The organism is Streptomyces sp. NPDC045956 (assembly GCF_056430705.1).
Genome location: NZ_JBWKKZ010000002.1, coordinates 115,209 through 135,843, shown reverse-complemented (window position 1 = coordinate 135,843; position 20,635 = coordinate 115,209). Strand labels below are relative to the sequence as shown.

General features: G+C 72.7%; 18 protein-coding genes and 1 riboswitch. Of the genes, 8 read left to right on the top strand and 10 right to left on the bottom strand.

Annotated features, from left to right (window positions below):
* The gene (locus AC07FV_RS06335; protein ID WP_479085062.1) at window positions 1-1,068 is read left to right on the top strand and encodes a branched-chain amino acid aminotransferase; all 1,068 of its coding nucleotides are present in this window, start codon (window positions 1-3) and stop codon (window positions 1,066-1,068) included.
* Between the two features lie 160 nt (window positions 1,069-1,228).
* On the opposite strand, the gene AC07FV_RS06330 is transcribed toward AC07FV_RS06335, so the two are convergent.
* The gene (locus tag AC07FV_RS06330; RefSeq protein WP_479085060.1) at window positions 1,229-1,975 is read right to left on the bottom strand and encodes a DUF2207 domain-containing protein; all 747 of its coding nucleotides are present in this window, start codon (window positions 1,973-1,975) and stop codon (window positions 1,229-1,231) included.
* Between the two features lie 229 nt (window positions 1,976-2,204).
* Between AC07FV_RS06330 and AC07FV_RS06325 the strand changes: the two genes are divergently transcribed.
* Window positions 2,205-3,602: a hypothetical protein gene (locus tag AC07FV_RS06325; RefSeq protein WP_479085059.1), complete on the top strand. Its 1,398-nt coding sequence runs from the start codon at window positions 2,205-2,207 to the stop codon at window positions 3,600-3,602.
* 515 nt (window positions 3,603-4,117) lie between these two features.
* Here AC07FV_RS06325 and AC07FV_RS06320 read toward each other — a convergent pair.
* The 7 genes from AC07FV_RS06320 to AC07FV_RS06290 all read right to left on the bottom strand — a co-directional run bounded on the left by AC07FV_RS06320 (window position 4,118) and on the right by AC07FV_RS06290 (window position 10,683).
* Window positions 4,118-5,131 carry a pyridoxal-phosphate dependent enzyme gene (locus AC07FV_RS06320; protein ID WP_479085058.1) on the bottom strand — a complete coding sequence of 338 codons (1,014 nt, stop codon included), beginning with the start codon at window positions 5,129-5,131 and terminating at the stop codon, window positions 4,118-4,120.
* The gene (locus AC07FV_RS06315; protein WP_479085056.1) at window positions 5,089-6,093 is read right to left on the bottom strand and encodes a GHMP family kinase ATP-binding protein; all 1,005 of its coding nucleotides are present in this window, start codon (window positions 6,091-6,093) and stop codon (window positions 5,089-5,091) included. The genes AC07FV_RS06320 and AC07FV_RS06315 overlap by 43 nt, the downstream gene beginning before the upstream one ends.
* Complete coding sequence (locus AC07FV_RS06310; protein WP_479085054.1) at window positions 6,090-6,899, bottom strand: Rossmann-like domain-containing protein; 810 nt, start codon at window positions 6,897-6,899, stop codon at window positions 6,090-6,092. Before AC07FV_RS06310 ends, AC07FV_RS06315 begins: the two co-directional genes overlap by 4 nt.
* The gene (locus AC07FV_RS06305; RefSeq protein WP_479085052.1) at window positions 6,896-7,648 is read right to left on the bottom strand and encodes a class I SAM-dependent methyltransferase; all 753 of its coding nucleotides are present in this window, start codon (window positions 7,646-7,648) and stop codon (window positions 6,896-6,898) included. Before AC07FV_RS06305 ends, AC07FV_RS06310 begins: the two co-directional genes overlap by 4 nt.
* Before the next feature lie 215 nt (window positions 7,649-7,863).
* Window positions 7,864-8,874: an ABC transporter substrate-binding protein gene (locus AC07FV_RS06300; RefSeq protein ID WP_479085051.1), complete on the bottom strand. Its 1,011-nt coding sequence runs from the start codon at window positions 8,872-8,874 to the stop codon at window positions 7,864-7,866.
* Window positions 8,875-8,888: 14 nt separating this feature from the next.
* Window positions 8,889-9,662, bottom strand: coding sequence for an ABC transporter ATP-binding protein (locus AC07FV_RS06295; RefSeq protein ID WP_479085050.1), 774 nt, complete (start codon window positions 9,660-9,662; stop codon window positions 8,889-8,891).
* 1 nt (window position 9,663) lies between these two features.
* Window positions 9,664-10,683 (bottom strand): FecCD family ABC transporter permease, encoded by a 1,020-nt coding sequence (locus tag AC07FV_RS06290; protein WP_479085769.1) that lies wholly within the window; start codon window positions 10,681-10,683, stop codon window positions 9,664-9,666.
* Window positions 10,684-11,203: 520 nt separating this feature from the next.
* On the opposite strand from AC07FV_RS06290, the gene AC07FV_RS06285 reads away from it, so the two are divergent.
* The 4 genes from AC07FV_RS06285 (at window position 11,204) to AC07FV_RS06270 (ending at window position 15,793) form a co-directional block, all read left to right on the top strand.
* A complete protein-coding gene (locus AC07FV_RS06285) occupies window positions 11,204-12,415 on the top strand; it encodes an MFS transporter (RefSeq protein ID WP_479085767.1) in 1,212 nt (403 codons plus the stop codon).
* A 61-nt stretch (window positions 12,416-12,476) separates the two neighbouring features.
* Window positions 12,477-12,683: riboswitch (cobalamin riboswitch) on the top strand.
* A 43-nt stretch (window positions 12,684-12,726) separates the two neighbouring features.
* A complete protein-coding gene (locus AC07FV_RS06280; RefSeq protein WP_479085048.1) occupies window positions 12,727-13,767 on the top strand; it encodes an ABC transporter substrate-binding protein in 1,041 nt (346 codons plus the stop codon).
* Complete coding sequence (locus tag AC07FV_RS06275) at window positions 13,764-14,834, top strand: FecCD family ABC transporter permease (protein WP_479085046.1); 1,071 nt, start codon at window positions 13,764-13,766, stop codon at window positions 14,832-14,834. Before AC07FV_RS06280 ends, AC07FV_RS06275 begins: the two co-directional genes overlap by 4 nt.
* Complete coding sequence (locus tag AC07FV_RS06270; protein WP_479085045.1) at window positions 14,831-15,793, top strand: ABC transporter ATP-binding protein; 963 nt, start codon at window positions 14,831-14,833, stop codon at window positions 15,791-15,793. Before AC07FV_RS06275 ends, AC07FV_RS06270 begins: the two co-directional genes overlap by 4 nt.
* Before the next feature lie 62 nt (window positions 15,794-15,855).
* On the opposite strand, the gene AC07FV_RS06265 is transcribed toward AC07FV_RS06270, so the two are convergent.
* On the bottom strand, window positions 15,856-16,512 hold the full coding sequence (locus AC07FV_RS06265) for a deoxynucleoside kinase (RefSeq protein WP_479085043.1): 657 nt from the start codon (window positions 16,510-16,512) through the stop codon (window positions 15,856-15,858).
* Window positions 16,513-17,053: 541 nt separating this feature from the next.
* Between AC07FV_RS06265 and AC07FV_RS06260 the strand changes: the two genes are divergently transcribed.
* Window positions 17,054-18,559 (top strand): aldehyde dehydrogenase family protein, encoded by a 1,506-nt coding sequence (locus tag AC07FV_RS06260; RefSeq protein ID WP_479085042.1) that lies wholly within the window; start codon window positions 17,054-17,056, stop codon window positions 18,557-18,559.
* Between the two features lie 81 nt (window positions 18,560-18,640).
* Here AC07FV_RS06260 and AC07FV_RS06255 read toward each other — a convergent pair whose 3' ends face one another.
* A complete protein-coding gene (locus AC07FV_RS06255; RefSeq protein ID WP_479085040.1) occupies window positions 18,641-19,267 on the bottom strand; it encodes a TetR/AcrR family transcriptional regulator in 627 nt (208 codons plus the stop codon).
* A 127-nt stretch (window positions 19,268-19,394) separates the two neighbouring features.
* On the opposite strand from AC07FV_RS06255, the gene AC07FV_RS06250 reads away from it, so the two are divergent.
* On the top strand, window positions 19,395-20,534 hold the full coding sequence (locus AC07FV_RS06250; protein WP_479085765.1) for an acyl-CoA dehydrogenase family protein: 1,140 nt from the start codon (window positions 19,395-19,397) through the stop codon (window positions 20,532-20,534).
* The last annotated feature ends 101 nt before the right edge of the window (window positions 20,535-20,635 follow it).

The following is a 20,635-nucleotide window of genomic DNA, read 5'->3' as shown; positions in this document are numbered from 1 at the left end:
ATGACGTCACTGCTCAGCCCGTCCCTCGCGTCGCCCCTCGCCTCGCCCGGTCACGGCGACGCGTTCACGCGCCATCTCTACAGCATGCGGTACTCGCCCGAGCGAGGCTGGCACGACAGCTCGCTGCGGCCGATGGAGCAGCTGTCCTTGCACCCCGCCACCATAGGCCTGCACTACGGCCAGGTGATCTTCGAGGGCATGAAGGCGTTCCGGCAGGCCGACGGGTCGACCGCCGTGTTCCGGCCGTGGGAGAACGCGCGCCGGTTCCGTCGTTCGGCGGCACGGCTGGCGATGCCCGAGCTTCCCGAGGAGCTGTACGTCCAGGGCGTGGAGCAGCTCGTCGCGGCCGACCGGGGCGAGCTGTCCGACCACCCCGACCACAGCCTGTACCTGCGCCCCCTGATGGTCGGCACCGACGTGAACCTGATGCTCAGGCCGTCGGAGGAGTACCTGTTCCTGGCGCTCGCGTTCGTGGCCGGAGGCTTCTTCGGGGACGAGGTGCGCCCGGTGTCCGTCCTGATCTGCCGGACGCAGAGCCGCGCGATGCCCGACGGCACCGGCGACGTGAAGTGCGCGGCGAACTACGCCCCGTCGTTCGTGGCCCAGCGGCAGGCCCAGGAGGCCGGCTGCCAGCAGGTGGTGTGGCTCGACTCCACCGAGCGGCGCTGGGTGGAGGAGATGGGCGGGATGAACCTGTTCTTCGTCCGGGGCAGCGGTGCCGACGCCGAGGTGTCCACCACTCCGCTGACGGGCACGCTGCTGCCGGGCGTCACCCGTGATTCGCTGCTGCGGCTTGCCGCACGGTGCGGCTACCGGGTGGGCGAGCGCCCCGTCGCCGTGGACGAGTGGCGCGCGGGATGCGCGAGCGGCGAGATCACGGAGGTGTTCGCCTGCGGCACGGCGGCCGTACTGACGCCGGTGGGCACGGTACGCGACGGGCAGGACGGCGACTGGACCGTCGGCGACGGCGAGATGGGCCCGGTGACACGACGGCTCCGGGAGACCCTGGTCGACATCCAGCGCGGCCGTGCTGCCGACCCCGACGGCTGGCTGCACCGCGTGCCCTGAGCCGTCGCGGCCGGCTCGGCCCGTGCCGAGGGTGAGGGCGATCGCCAGGAGGTCCGCACGAAGGCCGGGTCTCAGGAAGACGGGACCCCCGGTGCGGGTGGCAGCAGGGGTGGGGTGCGAGGTCTTCCGTCGGCGAGGACCGGGCCGGCAGCGCCGTCTTTCATCCCACCGCCGGTGGATCACCGCTCGGGCAGAGCGGGGACAGTTCCCTGAGGCCGGAGGGCACTCCGGTGTCCTCCAGGGGGTGCCAGGTGTTGCCCGCCTGGGCGGTGAGGACGATCAGGGCCGCAACGAAGACGAGGAGGGCCGCGACGAACGAGCCCTGCCGGGTGTACGGGTCTTCGGGGGCGGAGGCGCTCAGCGCGAAGTAGACGTGCACGGCCGGCGCCGCCGCGCCGAGACCGTAGGCCCAGATGGCCGCCTGCACGGTGGTGGTGGCCGGGTGGCGGCGGGTGGCGGGGGCGTGGACGAAGAGCGGCTCTAGGTGCGCGCGGACGGCGGCCTGGAAGGCGGGGTCGCGGCTCACGTCCCCGGTGCGCATCTCGCTGGGAGTGATCCGGGACTCGTCGATGCGACGGAACGCGGCCGCGGTGACCGGGTGGGCCGGTTCGGTCGCGCCCGGGACCACTGCGATGGTGGAGTCGTCGATCAGGCCGTCCCGTCGCAGCATCCGGACAGCCAGCTCGGCCGCGCGGTGGGAGTTGCGTGCCAGGTCACCGGGCTGGTGGCCGGTGGAGCACAGCCGTTCGCCGGCGCTCAGCCACTGCGCGTGATAGATGTCGAGTCCCGGCCAGGCCCGCACCTGCCGGACCGCTCGTGCCTCGACCGAGCGCCGCCAGCAGCGGATCAGCAGCATCGCGGCGTTCACGGCCGCCAGCGACACCAGGCAGGTGGTCAGTATCCCCATGGGACGACGATCAGGGAGGGCGCCGGGCGCCCGCAAGACCCGCGGACCCGCCACGTGCTGCGCCTGAACGTCGCACGCCTCCATCCTGCGCCGGACACCAGCTCGGCGGTCGTCGCTCGGCCGATCAATTCCCGGGCGCCGTCCTGTGACGCACCAGTATGATCCCCTCGCCGCTCGCACATCTGTGCCCATCGGGGTGCCGTTGCGGGCGCCCAGAGGGAGGGATCACTTGACCAGGTTCTTCGGCGCGAGACCACGCACGGTTCTCGCCACTCTAGGGGCCGCCCTCGGCCTGACACTGGCCGGCGTCGCGATCCCGGCTCATGCGGTTGACGGGACGCTCACCCCACCGACGCACCTGTTCAACGGGTACAGGCACTGCGCGACCGACGCGGACCGGCCTTCATACCGGTCGGCCCGCGAAGGTCTGGTCGTCGAAGGCATCCCCGGGGTCACGGAGAACCCGGGAGGTACCCGCGTCAGCGTGCGGTACCAAGTCTGGCCGGTAGCCGATCCCTCGGACATCACCACGGTCACCCGCGACTACGCCACTCCCGGATTCGAGGCTCCCGCCACTCTGCCGGCCGGCGCGCTCGCCGACGGGCAAAGCTACGCGTGGCAGGCGCAGACGGTGGTCGGAGAGGCGGTCTCGAGCTGGTCGGCACCGTGCTACGTAACCATCGACAACAGCAGGCCGACGAAGGCCCCGACCATCACCTCGTCCAACTACGCTGCCGAGACGTGGAACGAAGGCGGCGAGCCGGTCGAGTTCACGCTGAGCGCGAACGGCGCCACCGACGTCGAGGGCTTTGTGTTCTCCTGGCAGTCGTCCCTGCCGGCGATCGTTACGAGCATCGGTGATTACGGCATTCCGCAGCCCGTCGACCCGTACACCGACACGAAGTACCGCGTGCGCGCCGACAGGCTCGGCGGTTCGGTCACCCTCTCCCTGGTGCCGCCGACCAGCTCCGGTCCGATGACACTGTGGGTGCGCAGCCTGGATCGCGCCTACAACGGGTCGGAGACCGCCCACTACGACTTCAACGTCAAGTCCACGGCGCCCGGTATCTCACCGGCTGTCCCGGAACCCGAGTTCGGTCAGCCGACCGAGTTCACACTTCGTCCCGATCCCCAGCTGCAGGCGAGGAGTCCCGTCGTGGGCTACTCCGTCAAGACCGTCGGCGGTCAGAGCGACAGAACCTTCGACATCACTGCGCGATCGGACGGCACGGCCACCGTGGAGCTCGCACTGGACGGCCTCTACGGCGAGAACCTCCGGGTGAGGAGCAGGAGTGCCAACGGCTGGATCAGCGACGAGGCGTGGTGGGGAATCAGTTACGACACCGCTCCCACCGTTTCCTCCGACACCTACCCAGAAGACGGCTCGGGCGGTGGCGTCGGCGTGCCGGGTACCTTCACGTTCACGCCCAAGGTGAAGGACGTCGTGAGCTACACCTACACCTTCAACAACGGTGACCCGGAGGTGACGGTCCCGGCCGATGCTGATCACAACGCGCGCATCGAGTGGACGCCGACCACGGATGGCTGGCACGACCTCACGGTCTACGCGACGACCCGCTCGGGCCTTCGACTGGCGTCCTGCGACTACTTCTTCACCGTGAACTGAACCACCCCGCCCGGCTGCCTCCTTCAGGCCGGCCCGGGCCGACCCTGTCAGTACGCTCGTTCGCGTACGCGGGGAACCAGACGCCCCGGTCCGGGTAGAACGTTCCGCAGCCGTCCCGCAGCCATCCGGCGCGCCTCCGCCGCCGACGGGGTCGTGCGCTTCCTCTCCGACACAGGTCTGCGTCAGGGGCGGCGTCGCGCTCGCTCACGTCGTCCTGCGTGTCGCCCCCGCGCTCCTCGACCCTGGCCCCGCGTCGGGCCTGGCACAGCCGCGGTCCTTGGAGAACGACCACATGCCGCGAGCGGACTGACGAGGCACGTGACGCACCTTGGGGCCTGGGCGCAGACGCCCGGTTCCCCGCGGCGGTACGGCGGAGGCGACGACATCGTGCCCGCCCGGCCGGACGTGAGGCACCACGCGGAACAGGCCTCCCTCTCCGGCGCGGCCCCGTCCGGGCCGGCTACGGCGCCGACGAAGGCTGGGAGCACGAGCCCCGCCGCCCCCTCCCCGGCGGGCTATGCGACGACCGCTCCTTCGGGGGCCGGTGAACCGTTCCAGCTCATCCTCGACCAGGGGAGGGCCAGTTCGCCCCCGCTGTGCACCGGGAGGGGTGCCAGGTCGTCGATCCGGGCGGCCTCCCGGTACCGGGCGAAGACGGTGTCGACGTAGCGGTGGCCGGTGTCGGCGGCGATGAACAGGGCCGTCCGGCCGGGCTCCTCGCGGCGTTCCCACCGGGCGGCGAGGTAGGCGGCTCCGGTGGACAGGCCCGCGAACACGGCGTGCCGGCGCAGCAGGTCGACGCTGCCGGCGAGGGCGGCGTCGAAGGCGAGCCAGTGCAGGACGTCGTAGAGGTCGTGGCGGACGTTGCCGAAGGGGATGGAGCTGCCGATCCCGGCGATGATGATCTCCGGGTCGGCGACGTGTTCGCTGCCGAAGGTGACGCTCCCGTACGGCTGGACGCCCGCCAGCCGTACGTCGACGGAGCGTTTCCTCAGGTAGTGGGCGAGGGCGCCGGTGGAGGCGCCGGAGCCCACTCCGCCGACCAGGGTCAGGGGGCCGCCGGCGGTCCGGGCGTGGATCTGTTCGGCGACGGCCTCGTAGCCGAGGTAGTGGATGTCGTCGTGGTACTGGCGCATCCAGTGGTAGTCCGGGTTCTCCCGCAGGATCTCGCGGACGCGGGCGACGCGGCGGTTCTGGTCGAGCTTGAGGCTGGTGCTGGGCGGCATCTGCTCCAGGTGCGCGCCGAGGATGTCGAGCTGGGTGCGCAGGGTGTGGTCGACGGTGGTGGAGCCGACGATGTGGCAGCGCATGCCGTGCCGGTGGCAGGCCAGGGCGAGGGCGTAGGCGTAGATGCCGCTGGAGCTGTCGACGAGGGTGTCGCCGCGCCGTACGACTCCGGTGTCGAGCAGGTGGCGTACGGCGGCCAGGGCGGAGACGACCTTCATGGTCTCGAAACGCAGGCAGAGGAAACCGTCGTCGAGGCGTATCAGGTCCGGGCGGCCGACGGCTTCCGAGATGTGTTCGTCCACGGGAACTCCTCGCTGAGGGGGGACGCGAAGGTGGTGAAGGTGCGGGTCGGTGCGATGCCCTCCCGGTCCAGGGCGCGGGTGCAGCGGCGCAGTCGGTGGCGCAGGCCGGGGGTGCGGGGGTCGAAGAGGATGCCGGCGACGTTGCCGCTGTGGGCGATCTGTACGCCGACGGCGCCGGTGCCGTCGGCGATGCCGGTGAGAGTGGGGAACTCCTCGTGGCGCAGGACGCGTTGGCGCAGGCGGGCACTGGCGGTGCTGACCCGGCCGAGCAGACCCGTGTCGGTGGAGGTCACCGCGCGGCGGAGCATGCGGCGCAGGTGTCCGTAGGCGGCGAGGTCGCCCTCCTGGGGGAGGGCGGGGAGGGAGAGGGTGTCGACCGGTGCTCCCTGGGCGAGCGCGCACCCGACCACCACGGCGGGCGGCAGCGTGGAACCCATGACCTCCAGGACGCGGCCCTCGCGCTGCGCGAAGAGCAGGGGGCGTGAGCCGTGCATCAGGGGGTCGCTGGCGCCTTCGGCGCGCACCGCGATCCGGGCGATCGTCTCCGAGGGCAGCGCCATGCCCCAGGCGTCGGCGACCGCCCGTACGGTGGCGATGACGTCGCTGGTGGAGGAGCCCATGCCAAGGCCCACGGGGAGGTCTCCGGTGAGGGTCAGCTCCCCGCCGCAGGGTTCCGCGGCGCGGCGTGCGGCGCACTCCCGTACCGCGAGGACGGCCGCCGCCCGCGCCTTGGTCCGGCCGGCCGGTGTCACCGTGACCTCGTCGGGCGCGCTGCCGGGCCGGGGCGCGAACCGGGCGGTGCTGCCCGGCCCGTCCATCGGCAGGGTCACCAGGGCGTGGACGGGGCGACGCCGCTGGTCGAGGAAGACGCCCTGCAAAATCTCGCCGTGGTGGCAGGCGGCACGTCCGGTGCCCTCCGTGTCACGGGAGCGGGCCACCGGCCGGCGGGTGGCGGCCGTCATGCGTCGGCCGCCACCCGGTAGCGGTACAGGGTGGTGGGTTCGGCGCTGAACTGGGAGAAGGGGAAGGGTTCGGCGGACAGCGCGGTCACGCCCTGTCCGAGGAAGGCCCGCGCCACGGCGCTGCCGGTCTGGGCGTAGACCACCAGTGGCACGCCGCGTTCGCGGCAGCGGCCCAGGACGGTGTCGAAGCTGCCGTTGCTGAGGGTCATGCCGGTGGCCACGACGGCGTCGGCGGCGTCGAGGACCTCATGCATGTCGTCGGTGACCGGGTCGCCCCACTGGGTGGTACGCAGGTTGAAGTCGCAGAGCAGGGGCGTACCGCCGCGCTCGCGGATCGCTGCGACCAGGGGGTTGACCACGCCGATCAGACCGACCCGGGCCCCGGCCTCGATGTCGAGGAGCCCGGCGACGGCCGCGTCCCGGGCCAGCGCCCGGGTCTCGGGGGTCCCGGCGGGCAGGGTGACCGGCTCCGCCTCGACCGCCTCCCGGTGCGGGCGGACCGAGCTGAGGTAGGCGTCGAGCGCGGCGATCCGCAGCGGCCTCGGCCCCTCGCGCAGCAGCATGTCGACGGCGGTGCCGGAGGCGTCGCGACACAGGGACGGGTCGACCTCGCCCGCCTCGAAGGCGCAGCCGCCGAAGGAGTCGCCCAGGCGGACGAGGACGTACTGGTTGAGGTAGGTGGTGTCGCCGCCGGCCAGCCGGGTGCCGTGGTGCACCCAGAAGACGCTGGTGGCGACGAGGCCGGCGGGCCGGGGACCGTGCTCGCCCGCCAGGACCGCGGCCAGGAGTTCGTCGGTGTTCTTCATCGCTGTCCTCCGGTGCGGGGCGTGGCGTGGGTGATGCGGAAGAGGAAGGTCAGCACGCCGTCCTGCCAGTCGTGGAGATGGTCGACGCGCGGGCTGAGCCCGTGGTCCAGCGCGTGCTGGACGAGGGCGCGCAGGTCCGCGGTGTTGGAGGCGATGACGTGGATCTCGCCGCCGGGGGCGAGCAGGTCCCGCTCCGTGATCTGGGCGAAGAACTTCGCCAGCAGGGGCGCGCCCACACAGACGTTGCGTACGACGTCGGGGTCGTCGCTGACGGTCTGGCTGACGGCGGGCGGATTGAAGGTGATGACGTCCAGTCGGACGTCGTCGGGGAGCGCGCCGAAGACGTCGCTCACCGCGGGGAGGAACACGGTGTCCGGGCGCTCGCCGACCAGGCGCCGGTAATGGCCGGTGGCGGCGGCCACGCTCTCCGGGTGGACGTCGAGCGCGTGGATCTCCCGAGCGCCGCGGACGCCGGCCGTAACGGCCTCGACGCCCAGGCCGACGCCCATGGCGGCGTACCGCAGGCCACGCGTCTCGATACGGCCGTCCAGCAGCCGCTCGTGGATCAGGCGGCTGGTCCAGCCGGGTATGAAGACGCCGGGCGGGACGTCGAACGTCCAGCCGTTCCACTCGTAGGTGCGCGTGCTGTGCAGGTCGGCCTTGGGCTGGTTCAGGGCGATGATCCGGTCGGCGGGCAGCGGCGGGGGCAACTGCTCCAGGAGAGCCTGTCCGATGGCGTGGCGGTCCATGGGGTCCTTTCCTTGTGTCGTACGACGGGGCGGTGCGCGCGGGTGTCGGAGTCCGGCCCGGCGGGCGGGCACGGGCACGCCGGAGTCCGGCCCGGCGGGCGTGGGTGTGCGCGGGCACGCCGGAGTCCGGCGGGCGGGGTGTGTGCGGGCACGTCGGAGCCGGGCCCGGCGGGCGGCGGTGCGCGCCGCGTCGCCGGACCGTGGGGCGCGGTGGCTCAGCCCTTAAGTTCGCGCAGGTAGGCGGCGAACTTCTCCAGGCCGTCGATGTTGCGCGGCCCGCTGATGCCCTCGTTGTAGTCGAGGATGAAGAAGTTGTTCTTCCGCACGGCCGGGAGTTCCCGGGTGTGCGGGGACTTCTTCAGGAAGTCGATCTTCTTCTGGGCGGGCAGGTCGCCGTAGTCGAGGATGGCGATGACCTCGGGTTCGGCCTCGGCCACAGATTCCCAGTTGACCTGGGTCCAGCGTTCGTCGAGGCCGTCGAAGACGTTCCGGCCGCCGGCCGTCCTGATGATGTCGTTGGGGGGCACCTGGTTGCCCGCGGTGAACGGCTGGTCGGTACCGGAGTCGTAGAGGAAGACGGGTACCGGGTCACCCTGCGGGGCCTTGGCCTCGACCTCCTCGACGCGCTTCCTCAGTCCGTCGACGACGTCCGTGGCCTTCTTCTCGACCCGGAAGATCTTCCCCAGTCGTTCGAGGTCGGTGTAGAGGGCCTCGAAGGGGGTCATCTTCTCCGGGTGGCCGGGGTAGTTGAAGCAGCTCTCGGTGTGCATGAAGCTCTGGATGCCGAGCTTGTCCAGGATCTCGGGCGTGATGCCCCGCTCCTGTTTGAAGCCGGAGTTCCAGCCGGCCACGACGAAGTCCGACTCGGCCTCGACCACGACCTCCTTGTTGAGGAGGTCGTCGCTGAGCATCTTCACCTTCGCGTACTCGGACGCCCACGGGGACTCGCTCACCGGCGGGTTCGCGGGCGGCATGACGTAGCCGTGCACGTGCTCGGTCAGGCCGAGGGCGAACAGCTTGTCCGCGCTGCCTCCTTCGTAGGCCACGGCGCGCTGGGGGACCGTGTACTCCACCGGTTCACCGCAGCGCTTGACGGTGACCTTGCCGGACTCCTTCGCGTCCGTCTCGACCTCGGCGCCGCATCCGCTGAGCACCAGGACGGCCGCCAGGGCGGAGCCGAGTACGGCGGGCCGGCGGGCCGGGGCGGGGGTTCGGGTTGTACGCATGCGTCAGCAGCCTTTCAGCGGGTGGAGTCGAGCGAGTACAGGAGCTGGGGAGCGCCGGTCAGCGGGTGCGGGACGACGCTGGCCCGGACCCCGAAGACGTCACCGACGAGCCGGGTGGTGAGCACCTCGGCGGGCGTGCCGGAGGCGACCAGGCGGCCCCGGGAGAGCACGCCGAGCCGGTCGCAGGCAGCCGCGGCGAGGTTGAGGTCGTGCAGGACGACGAGGACGGTCAGGCCGGACTCGCGCAGGAGCGAGAGCAGTTCGACCTGGTGGCGGACGTCGAGGTGGTTGGTCGGCTCGTCCAGGACGAGGATCTCCGGCTCCTGCACGAGCGCGCGGGCCAGCAGGACGCGCTGGCGCTCGCCGCCCGACAGGGTCAGCACGCCCCGGTGGGCGAGGTGTCCGATGTCGAGCCGGTCCATCGCCCGCTCGCACAGCTCGCGTTCCCGGGTGCTGAGCGCCTGGTTGCCGCGGAGGTGGGGGGCGCGTCCGAGCGCGACGACCTCCTCGACCGTGAAGTCGAAGTCGACGCCGCCGTCCTGGGTCATGGCCGCGATGGTCCGCGCGCTGTCCCGCATCGGGAGCCGGGTGAGGTCCTGTTCGCCGACCCGGACGGTGCCGGAGCTGGGGCGCAGCGCCCGGTACACGCACCGCAGCGCGGTGGACTTGCCGCTTCCGTTGGGGCCCACGAGGCCCACGACCTGGCCGTGCGGCACGTCGAGGGAGAGGCCCCGCACGAGAGTCCTGCCGTCCGTCACCACGGAGAGTTCATCGAGTCGCAGGTCCACGTCAGCGCGCTCCGAAGGTGTAGCCCCGGCGGCGCATCAGGGCGATGAAGACGGGGACCCCCACCAGCGCCGTGATGACCCCGAGCGGCAGCTCGCGCGGTGCGACCAGCGTCCGGGCCGCGAGGTCGACCCACACCATGAAGATCGCCCCGACCAGTGGGGCCACGGTGAGGACGCGGGCGTGGGTGGCACCGACGACCATCCGCACCACGTGCGGCATGACGAGTCCGACGAAGGCGATGGCGCCGCTGACGGCGACCATGACGCCCGTCACCAGTGAGACGAGGACCAGCAGCACCTTGCGGTACCGGTCGGGATCGAAGCCGAGGCTCGCGGCGGTCTCGTCGCCGAGGGAGAGGACGTCCAGGGCCCGCCCGTACCGGTACAGGAGCGTGAGGCCGGCCAGCACCACGAGGGAGACGACGGGCAGCGCGCCCCAGGCCGCGGCTCCGAAGCTGCCCATGGTCCAGTACAGGACCATGCTGGTCGCCTCGCTGTCCGGCGCGAAGTAGATGATCAGGCTCATGACAGCCTGGAAGCCCAGGGACATGGCCACACCCGTCAGCACCAGGCGCAGCGGCGACAGCGAGCCCTTGCTGGAGGAGGCGGCGTACACCAGCAGCGAGGCGACGAGCGCGCCGACGAAGGCGCCGGCCGAGACGGCGTACAGGCCGAGCGCCGCGAAACCTCCGGTGACGGTGACCCCTACGGCCCCCACGGAGGCACCCGAGGAGACCCCGAGGACGAAGGGGTCGGCCAGCGCGTTGCGGACCATGGCCTGGATCGCCACACCGACCGCGCTCAGCCCGGCCCCCACCAGCGCCGCCAGCAGCACGCGCGGCGTACGGATCTGCCAGATGATCTGATACGTCGTCACCTCGTCCGCGCCGACCCGGCCGCCACTGAGAGCCGCCCACAGATGACGGGCCGTCTCCCCCGGGGCGACGACCGCGGGACCCAGCCCGATGGCGACGACGACGGACACGAGCAGGACGGCGATCAGCACCGCGCAGCCGAGCAACAGCCCCTTGCGGGAGACGAGTCGACCGGGCTGTCGGCCTCGCACGGCCTCCGCGGGCCGGGGCGCCGAGGCCTCGGCCGGGTCGGCCGGGGTCTCGACCTCGCCTGCCGGAGACACGGAGGCCGCAGGCATGTGCGGGACCTTCACTTTCCCTCGCTAATGAAAATCGTTTTCATGAGGTGAACCTAGCACGCCCCCGGTTCCGACAGGCAGCCCGAACCGAGGGGCAGGACAGGAGGACGGGACCGCGGCACCCCTCACGGGGCGGCGACCGAGAGCACTCTAATGGAAATGATTATCACTGCGATAGTGTGATGTCCGCGCCGCGCTGCCCGCCCCTGCCGAAGCCGGTACCGCCGGGCAACCTGTCTGTGGAACACAGCCGTTGCAGCCGGTCCGCGTTCGATCCACCACCGCCGACAGGACAGGAGTGCCCCTCGTGCCCAGCCCCTCCGCCCCTCCCGCCCCCGCCGGGTCCCCGCCCCGTGAGCAGCGCTCGATCCTGCTCGACCTGGCCTTCCTGCGTCTGTGGACGGGCGCCACCGCGTCCGGCCTGGCCACCTGGGCCCTGCCCTTCGTGCTCGGCCTCGCCGTCTTCGACCGGACCCTGACCGCCACCGACCTCGGCCTGCTGCTCGCGGCCCGCACGGTCGGATTCCTCGCCGCGGTGCCCGTGGCCGGCGTCCTGGCCGACCGGCACTCCCGCCGGGGCGTCGTACTGTGGGCGGGACTCGCCTCCGGAGTCGCGGCCCCGGTGATCGCCGTCGGCCTGGACCGCTCGGTGCTGCTGATGGCTGCGGCCGCCGCGGTGGCCGGAGCCGGGCAGGGCGCCTGCCGACCCGCCTACCAGGCCCTGACCGCCGAGGTGGTCGACGCCGGCCGCAGGCAACAGGCCAACGCCGCCATGACGTTGGCCGTCCGGGTCACCACCCTCGTGGGCCCCTCCTCGGCCGCGCTGCTCGCCGTCTTCCTGGACACCTGGGCCCTGCTGGTGGGCATCGGGCTCCTCTGGCTCGTCGCGGCCTGCGTACCCGGACGCGGCGCCCGCCCCGGGGCCGGGGAGGACTCGGCGGAGTCCTCGGCCGGGTCGGGCAGGGCGTCCCTCCTGGGCGAGTTCGCGGAGGGAGTCCGCGAGGCCCGCAGGCACCCGTGGTTCCTCGCCGGCCTGGGCGCGCTGACGGCCGTGATAGCCACCGGCTACTCCGCGACCGGCGTCGCCCTGCCCATGGTCAGCCGGGACGAGTACGGCACCGAGGTCGTTCTCGCGGGTGCGATGACCGCGTACACCGCCGGAGCGCTCGGTGGTGCGCTGCTCGTCGCCCGCTGGCGTCCCCGCTCCCCCGGCTGGGCCGCCCTGGCCGGCCTCGCCGCCTACGGACTCGCCCCGCTCAGCCTCGTACTGCCCGTGCACCCGGCCGCCGTGATGGCCGCGTACGCCGTCGCGGGCATCGGCATCGAGCTGTTCAACGTGCCGTGGTTCACCGCCGCCCAGCGCGAGGTCGCCCCGGACAAACTGGCCCGGGTCTCCTCCTTGGACTTCCTGCTCTCCTACGGACTCGCCCCGGTCGGGCTCGCCCTCATCGCCCCCGCCATCGACGCCTTCGGCGTCAGGGCGGTGCTCACGGGCTGCGCGGTCGTCTGCTTCACGGCGCCCGCGGTCGCCGCCCTGGTGCCGAGCGCACGCACCTTCTCCACCGGCCGAGGGCGCGACGCCGCCGCCGAGCGCCGCTGAGAGGGGGCCATCCTGAACGGAGGGAGCCTGAAGGTCCGCCGGACCGTACGGGAGAGGGCTGTGATAGCTTCCGGACGCCAGTCGCACTCGTGAACGCGGCCTACGCGTACACGGGTCAGGGAATCCGGTGGGAATCCGGAACTGACGCGCAGCGGTGAGGGTGACGGGCGGGACAGCAGCCACTGGACGACGGTCACGGCCGGGTCTGGGAAGGCGTCCCGCCGGGACGACCCCGAGTCCGAAGACCTGCTGGTGACCGCTCGTTCGCACGGACCCCGCGCCTGGGTCCTGACGCTGAGGAAACCGACACCGTGCAGCTGTCACGTCCCGCCCGTCGTTCCGTCCTGCTCCTGACCGGGGCCCTGTTGCTCACCGCGTGCGGTTCCGGGCCGGACTCCGGCTCGTCCGGGAAGCCCACCGTCGCCGGGAAGCGCTCCGTCACGATCGACAACTGCGGGCGGAAGGTGACGGTCGGGGCCCCTCCGGAGCGGGCGGTGTCCCTCAACCAGGGCACCACCGAGATCCTGCTCTCCCTGGGCCTCGCCGACCGCATGGTGGGGACCGCCACCTGGACCGACCCGGTCCTGAAGGGCCTGGAGCGGGCGAACGGGAAGGTGCCCCGGCTCGCCGAGAACCAGCCGTCGTTCGAGCGGGTCCTGGACGCCGAACCGGACTTCGTGGCCTCCTCCTTCACCTCCACCCTGGGCAAGGGCGGGGTGGCACCCCGTGAGAAGTTCGAGGAACTGGGCGTTCCCACGTACCTCTCGCCCTCCGACTGCGAGGGCAAGGACAACACCGGCGACGGCGACGGCTCCCGGAGCGAGCCCCTCGCCATGGACACCGTCTACCGCGAAGTGCGGGAACTGGCGCGGGTCTTCGGGGTGGAGGAACGGGGCGAGAAGCTCGTCGCCGGACTGGAGAGCCGGGTGGCGAAGGCCGCCGCCGGGACCGGCGCCGAGAACGCCACCGTCCTGTACTGGTTCGCCAACCAGGAGTCCCCCTACATGGCGGGCTGCTGCGGCGCGCCCGGCATCATCACGAACGCGCTCGGCGCGAGGAACGTCTTCGACGACAGCACGCAGGAGTGGCCCCAGATCAACTGGGAGACGGTGGCCGACCGCGACCCCGACCTGCTCGTCATCGGCGATCTGACCCGCAGGTCGCAGACCGCCGAGTCCGCCGCGAAGAAGATCGCGTTCCTGGAGTCGAATCCGGCGACGCGGAACATGAAGGCGGTACGGGCGAAGCGGTACGTGCTGCTCAGCGGGCAGGCCATGAACCCCACGATCCGTACGGTCGAGGGCGTCGAGAAGGTGGCCGCGGCGCTGCGCGAGCACGGCCTCGCCCGATGACCACCGCGCTGCGGCGGTCCTCCCGGAAGGTCCGGCCGCCGCACGGCGCGGCCGGTGTGCTGCGCGGCCTGGCCGGTCTGGGCGGCGGTCTCGCGGTGCTCGCCGTGTCCGTCGCCGTGGCCATCACCGTCGGGCCGGCGGACATCGGCGTGGGCGACGCCTGGTCGGTGGTCGCCTCCCGCCTGGGCTGGGGGACGTCGGAGCTGACTCCGATCCGGGAGGGCATCGTCTGGAACCTGCGGTTGCCCCGTACGGTGCTCGCCGCGGTGTGCGGCGCCGGACTCGCCGTGTGCGGCGCGGTGATGCAGTCCCTGCTGCGCAACCCGCTGGCCGACCCCTTCGTCCTGGGCGTCTCCTCCGGAGCGTCGACCGGCGCCGTCGTCGTGATCGTCCTCGGCGCGGGCGGCGGCGCCCTGACCGTCTCCGGCGGCGCGTTCGTGGGTGCGCTCGGCTCGTTCGCGCTGGTGCTGCTGCTCAGCCACACGCTCGGCGGGACGACGGACCGCGTGGTGCTGTCCGGGGTGGCGGCGATGCAGTTGTTCGCCGCCCTGACGTCGTTCGTGGTGACGACGGCGGCCGACGCGGAGACCACCCGGGGCGTGCTGTTCTGGCTGCTGGGTTCGCTCAGCGGGGCCGACTGGACCGAGGTGGGGCTGTGCCTGGCCGTGCTCGTGTTCGCCCTGGTGGTGTGCCTCGGGTACGCCCGCACCCTGGACGCCTTCGCCTTCGGCCAGGACGCCGCGGCGACGCTGGGCGTCTCGGTCGCCCGGACCCGGCTGGTGCTGCTGTGCGTGACCGCCCTGCTGACCGCCGCGCTGGTCAGTTCGGCCGGCGCGATCGGTTTCGTCGGCCTGGTCCTGCCGCACGGTGCGCGGGCCCTGGCCGGTCCGGGGCACGCCCGGCTGCTGCCCGTCACCGCGCTCGCCGGGGCGGTCTTCCTGGTCTGGGCCGACACCCTGGCCCGTACCGTCCTCGATCCCCAGGAAGTGCCGGTGGGCGTGGTGACCTCGCTGGTCGGTGTCCCGGCGTTCGTCCTGGTCCTCTACCGCACGAGGAGGACGGGATGACGGCCGGTACCGGGCGGTGGACCGGCGGGCGGGCGAGTGACGGGCGGGCGACCGACGGGCGGGCGACCGACGGGCAGGCGACCGACGGGCAAGCGTCCGACGGGCAGGCGACCGACAGGCAGGCGACCGACAGGCAGGCGACCGACGGGCGGACGACCGCGGGGGCGCCGCACGCCGAGCCGTGCACCCTCGCCGCCGCGCGCGTGAGCCGCGCCCTGGGCGGGCGGCTGGTCCTCGACGGCGTCGGCCTCGCCCCGCGCCCCGGCTCCGTGACCGGGCTGCTCGGCCCGAACGGCTCCGGCAAGTCGACGCTGCTGCGGCTGCTGTCCGGCGTCCTCGCCCCCACCTGCGGGGTCGTCACCCTCGACGGGCGCCCCCTCGGCGACTGGGGCCGCCGCGCCGTGGCCCGGCGGGTGGCCGTCGTCGAGCAGCACGCCGACACCCTCGTCGAGCTGACCGTCCTCGACGTCGTCCGCCTCGGTCGCGTCCCGCACCGCCGCGCCTGGACCCCCGCGACCGCGGCGGACGAACGGGCCGTACGCACCGCCCTTGACCGCACCGGCCTCGGCGACCGCGCCGACCGGCCCTGGCACACCCTCTCCGGCGGGGAGCGCCAGCGTGTGCAGATCGCCCGTGCCCTGGCCCAGGAGCCGCGCGAGCTGCTGCTGGACGAGCCGACCAACCACCTCGACGTCCAGCACCAGCTCGACCTGCTGGCCCTGGTCGCCGAGCTGCCCGTCACCAGCGTGATCGCCCTCCACGACCTGAACCTGGCGGCCATGTACTGCGACCAGGTCGTGGTGCTGCGGCAGGGCCGGGTGGTGGCCGCCGGAACCCCCGGCGAGACCCTGACCGAGTCCCTGATCGCCGACGTCTACGGCGTGCGTGCCGAGGTCACCCGTCCCGGCCCCGGCGACCGGCCGCACATCCGCTTCCTGGGCACGGTGGCCGGGAAGTGACGGCGGGCGCGGTCCCGTAGCGCGGTGCCGGGTGCCGGTGCCGGGACCAGTGCCGGACGGTTTCAGAGGCGGGCCCGGGCCGCCGCCAGGGCCGTCTCGACCTCCCGCAGCACCCGGGCCGCGTCGTCGGGATCGTTCACCACGTCGGTGCGGTTCATGTCGACGACGAGGACCTCGCTGGCCGAGTAGTGCTCGGACACCCAGTCGTCGTAGCCGGACCACAGCGTCCGGTAGTACTCGACGAGGCCTTCGTCCTGCTCGAAGTCGCGGCCCCGCAGCCCGATCCGGCGCAGCACCGTCGCGAAGTCCGCCTTGAGGTAGACCATGAGGTCGGGCGCCTTGCGGTACGGCAGGCCGTCGATCTCGCGCAACATCTCGTGGAGCAGCCCCTCGTACACCCGCATCTCGAGGGAGCTGATCCGGCCGAGATCGTGGTTGACCTTGGCGAAGTACCAGTCCTCGTGGAGGGAGCGGTCGAGGACGTTGTCCCGCTGCTTGTACGCCTCCTTGATCGAGGCGAACCGCGTCCGGAGGAAGTGGAGCTGCAGCAGGAAGGGGTAGCGCTTCGCCCGGATCTCCTCAGGGCTCGCCGTGTAGAAGAGCGGGAGGATCGGGTTGTCCTCGACGCTCTCCAGGAAGACCTGGCTGCCCAGGCCCTTGGCCAGCATTTCGGCCACGCTCGTCTTGCCGATGCCGATCATGCCGCCGACGCAGATCACGGACGTACCTCGTTTCCTTCCCGGGATCTTCCCGCGCGGGCCCTACCGGGCGTGTCCCGAGGGGCCGGAGCGACCGCTCCGCCGGGGTCGCGCTGGGCGACGCGCCGCTGCTCGGCAGGCGCACCGAAAGGATAAATGACGCCCTCGCCGCGCACCGGCCCGGGACCGGCACCGCGGCCCGGTGCGCGCCGGTGACCGAGCGACCGGGCGTCCTCGACGAGCTGACGTCGACCCTCTATGAAACAAGGCGATGGTTTGTGTATCTTCGCCTCACAGGGGCGCTCCCGTCCGGAGCGCCGTCACCCACCACCCGTGCGCGCCGCGTCACCCGGCTCGCCGGCGGCCTCGTCCGGTGCCCCGTGGGCCGGGCGTCGCCGTGCCCGTGTGTTCCGTGCGCCAGGACGCCTGTCGTCCGAGCGACCGGGGCGGCAGCCTCGGGGCGCGCGCGGCCACCCCTTCGGCAGGGTCCGGGCCCGCCGCACCGCCCCCGAAGGGTCCTCCGGCGCGCTCGCCCGCGCCACGCTCCCCGTCAGGAGACCCGATGACCGACACCACCCCGGCCACCGCACCGAGCGCCACGACCTTCTCCACCTACTCCCCCGCGACCCGCGAGCCGATCGCCGCGCATCCGGTGCACGGGCCGGAGGAGGTGTCCCGCGCCGTCGACCGTGCCCGGGCCGTCCAGGCCGGGTGGGCGGCGCTGCCCGCAGCCCGGCGCCGGGACCATCTGCTGCGCTGGAAGAAGGCCCTCGCCACCGACCTGGACGCCATGGCCAGCACCATCGCCGAGGAGACCGGCAAACCGGCCGGTGACGCCGCGCTGGAGGTCGTCCTCACGCTGGAGCATCTGGGCTGGGCCGCCCGCAACGCCGAGCGCGTGCTGCGCCGGCGGAGGGTCGGTACCGGCCTGTTCACCGTCCACCAGCGGGCCTCGCTGGTGCACCGGCCGCTGGGTGTGGTGGGCGTGATCGGGCCCTGGAACTACCCGCTCTACACACCGATGGGCTCCATCGGCTACGCCCTGGCCGCGGGGAACGCCGTGGTCTTCAAGCCGTCCGAGCTGACCCCGGGCACCGGCGTGCTGCTGGCCGGGCTCTTCGACGCCGCCGTGCCCGGGCACGCGGGGCTGCTCACCACCGTCACCGGCGCGGCACCCACCGGGGACGCCCTGGCCCGGTCCGGGGTCGACAAGCTGGCGTTCACGGGGTCGCCGGGGACGGCCCGCACGGTGATGGCGGTGTGCGCCGAGACACTGACGCCGTTCCTCGCCGAGTGCGGCGGGAAGGACGCGGTGATCGTCACCGCGGACGCGGACCTGGACGCGGCCGCCGACGCGATCGCGTGGGGGTCGCTGAGCAACGCGGGGCAGACCTGCGCCGGGGTGGAACGCGTCTACGCGGTGGCCGAGATCCACGCGGCGCTGTGCGCACGGGTGGTCGAGCGGGCGGGGGCGCTGCGGCCGGGCGCCGGGCCGGACGCCTCCTACGGTCCGATGACCCTGCCGGGCCAGGTCTCGGTCGTCGAGCGGCATGTGACCGGCGCGGTCTCGGCGGGGGCGCGTGCGCTGCTGGGCGGGCCCGAGTCGGTGCGCGCCCCCTACGTCGCGCCGATCGTGCTGACCGGTGTGCCGGAGGACGCGCCGGCAATGGCGGAGGAGACCTTCGGGCCGGTGGTGGCGATCAACGCGGTGGCCGACGTGGACGAGGCCGTGGAGCGGGCCAACGCCTCGCGCTACGCGCTGGGGGCCGCGGTGTTCTGCCGCGGCGGGCGCGCCGGTGCGGCGATCGCGGCGCGACTGCGGGCGGGGGCGGTGTCGGTGAACTCGGTGCTCGGCTTCGCGGCGGTGCCGGCCCTGCCGTTCGGGGGGTCGCGGGAGTCCGGCTTCGGACGGATCCACGGGGCGGAGGGGCTGCGGGCGTTCACGTCCGTGCAGTCGACGACGGTGCAGCGGTTCACCCCGCCGGTCGCCCTGACCTCCTTCGACGTTCCGGCCGCCGCCCGGGAACGCGCGGTGCGGCTGGCCCGGGCCCTGCACCGGCGCCGCTGAGCGGCCGGACCGCGCTCCGCCGGCCGGGTGCCATGAGCGCGCGCCGCGCCGCCCGGGCGGACGTCCGCCCGGTGCGGCCGGTCAGGCGTCCAGCAGCGGGGCCAGGTAGCGGCGGGCGAAGGACCGGGCCTGGTCCTCGTCCTCCATCTCGATGCAACTGGCCGGGTTCAGCAGGAAGGACACCGCGACCCGCACCATCAGCTCGGCGACCGGACGCGCGTCCTCCTCGGGGCGGCCCTCGACCTGCTGCGCCCGGTGCAGGTGGACCGTGAGGTACTCGACGGTGGCGGAGAGCGAGGAGCTGCCCTGCACGGTCAGGTAGGGCAGGACGACCTCGGGTTCCAGGCGCAGCAGGCCGCCGAAGAGCGGATGGGCGCGGGTGTGGCGCAGGGCGACCACGAAGCCCTCGACGACCCGCTCCTTCATCGTCGGCTGCGCCGCGACCGCCGAGTCCAGCCGCTGGAAGAACCTGCGCAGCTCACGCAGCAGGGTGTCCTCGACCAGCTTGTCCTTGGTCTGGAAGCGCCGGTAGACGGTGACCCGGGAGACGCCGGCCCGCTTGGCCACGTCGTCCACGGAGGAACGGCGCAGCCCCAGCAGGGTGAACTGCTCCAGCGCCGCGTCGAGGATCCGCTGCGCCGTGCCGTCCTCCGGCTCCGGCTGGGCGAGGGCTCGGCCGAGCCACGGGTCGTTCGTGTCAGTTGTCATGGTGCGTCTCACGATACCGGCGTACACCTCCCGGTGAGACGCTGAAACATCTATCATTTCTTTGTAACTCACACCGTGTCCGCACGTGATCGAGCCGCCGACCGGCATCCGTACCCCGGAGGACCTGATGGGTAGTCGCCTCACCGAAGAACAGACCGCTTTCGCCGCGGCCGTACGCGATTTCGCCAAGCGCGAGTGCGGTACCCGGCAGCAGCGCGACGCACTGACGGAGGGCGGCCGGGAGGCCCACCACCCGGGGTTGTACGGCCGGCTCGCCGACCTGGGCTGGCTCGGGGTGTGCCTGCCCGAGGAGTACGGGGGCTCCGGCGGCGGCCTGGCGGACGCCTGCCTCTTCCTGGAGGAGACCTCGTACGGGATGGTGCCGTGCGGAGGGTTCGTCACCACGGTCATCACCGCGAAGGCCTACGAGCGGTTCGGCACCGAGCGGCAGCGCAAGGAGGTGCTGCCCGGCGCCGTACGCGGTGACGTCCTGTCGATCGCCATGTCGGAGCCGGGTGCCGGGTCGGACGTGGGCGCCCTTCGCTGCCGGGCCCGTCAGGAGAAGGACGGCACGTGGGTGATCGACGGGCAGAAGACCTGGATCTCCAACGCGCACTGCGCGCGGAGCATCCTGCTGGTGGCCCGCACCGGCGAGGACAAGCACGGCGGCCTGACCATGTTCCATCTGCCCGCCGCCACCCCGGGCGTGGAGGTGCGGGGCATCGACACCATGGGCGGCCGGGAGGTCAACGACGTCTTCCTCACCGGCGTACGGCTGCCCCCGGACGCCGTGGTCGGACAAGTGGACCAGGGCTGGCGGCAGTTGATGGCCGGCCTGAACTACGAGCGGCTCTTCCTGGCCGCGAACATGCTGGGCCTGGCACGCCGCGCCTTCGACGACACCGTCGGCTACGTCCGCGAACGGGAGCAGTTCGGCCGGCCCGTCGGCTCCTTCCAGGCCCTGCGGCACCGGATCGCCGATCTCGCCACCGAGATCGAGTGCACCCGGCTGCTGGTGCGGGAGGTGGCCCTGGACTGCGACGCGCGGCCCGACGAGCTGTTCCCCCGCGAGGCGTCCATGGCCAAGCTGAAGGCCACCGAACTCGCCAAGCGGGCCGCACTGGAGGGCATGCAGATGATGGGCGGCTACGGCTACACCACGGAGTTCGACATGGAGCGCCACCTGCGGGCCGCGGTCGTCTCGACGGTCTACGGCGGGACCAGCGAGATCCAGCGGGACGTCATCGGCAAGACCTACGGTCTCTGAGTCCCGGGGGGGGGGGGGGGGGGGGGAGGGGGGGTGGGGGGGGGGGGGTGGGTGGAGGGGGAGCGCTGTGGCCGCCATTGCGAGCCGACAGCAGGGTTCCT

Coding starts and splice junctions, on each gene's coding strand:
- AC07FV_RS06275 (WP_479085046.1), top strand. CDS start 13,764: ATGACCACCGCGCTGCGGCGGTCCTCCCGGAAGGTCCGGCCGCCGCAC.
- AC07FV_RS06335 (WP_479085062.1), top strand. CDS start 1: ATGACGTCACTGCTCAGCCCGTCCCTCGCGTCGCCCCTCGCCTCGCCC.
- AC07FV_RS06260 (WP_479085042.1), top strand. CDS start 17,054: ATGACCGACACCACCCCGGCCACCGCACCGAGCGCCACGACCTTCTCC.
- AC07FV_RS06315 (WP_479085056.1), bottom strand. CDS start 6,093: ATGACGGCCGCCACCCGCCGGCCGGTGGCCCGCTCCCGTGACACGGAG.
- AC07FV_RS06250 (WP_479085765.1), top strand. CDS start 19,395: ATGGGTAGTCGCCTCACCGAAGAACAGACCGCTTTCGCCGCGGCCGTA.
- AC07FV_RS06305 (WP_479085052.1), bottom strand. CDS start 7,648: ATGGACCGCCACGCCATCGGACAGGCTCTCCTGGAGCAGTTGCCCCCG.
- AC07FV_RS06300 (WP_479085051.1), bottom strand. CDS start 8,874: ATGCGTACAACCCGAACCCCCGCCCCGGCCCGCCGGCCCGCCGTACTC.
- AC07FV_RS06310 (WP_479085054.1), bottom strand. CDS start 6,899: ATGAAGAACACCGACGAACTCCTGGCCGCGGTCCTGGCGGGCGAGCAC.
- AC07FV_RS06270 (WP_479085045.1), top strand. CDS start 14,831: ATGACGGCCGGTACCGGGCGGTGGACCGGCGGGCGGGCGAGTGACGGG.
- AC07FV_RS06330 (WP_479085060.1), bottom strand. CDS start 1,975: ATGGGGATACTGACCACCTGCCTGGTGTCGCTGGCGGCCGTGAACGCC.
- AC07FV_RS06255 (WP_479085040.1), bottom strand. CDS start 19,267: ATGACAACTGACACGAACGACCCGTGGCTCGGCCGAGCCCTCGCCCAG.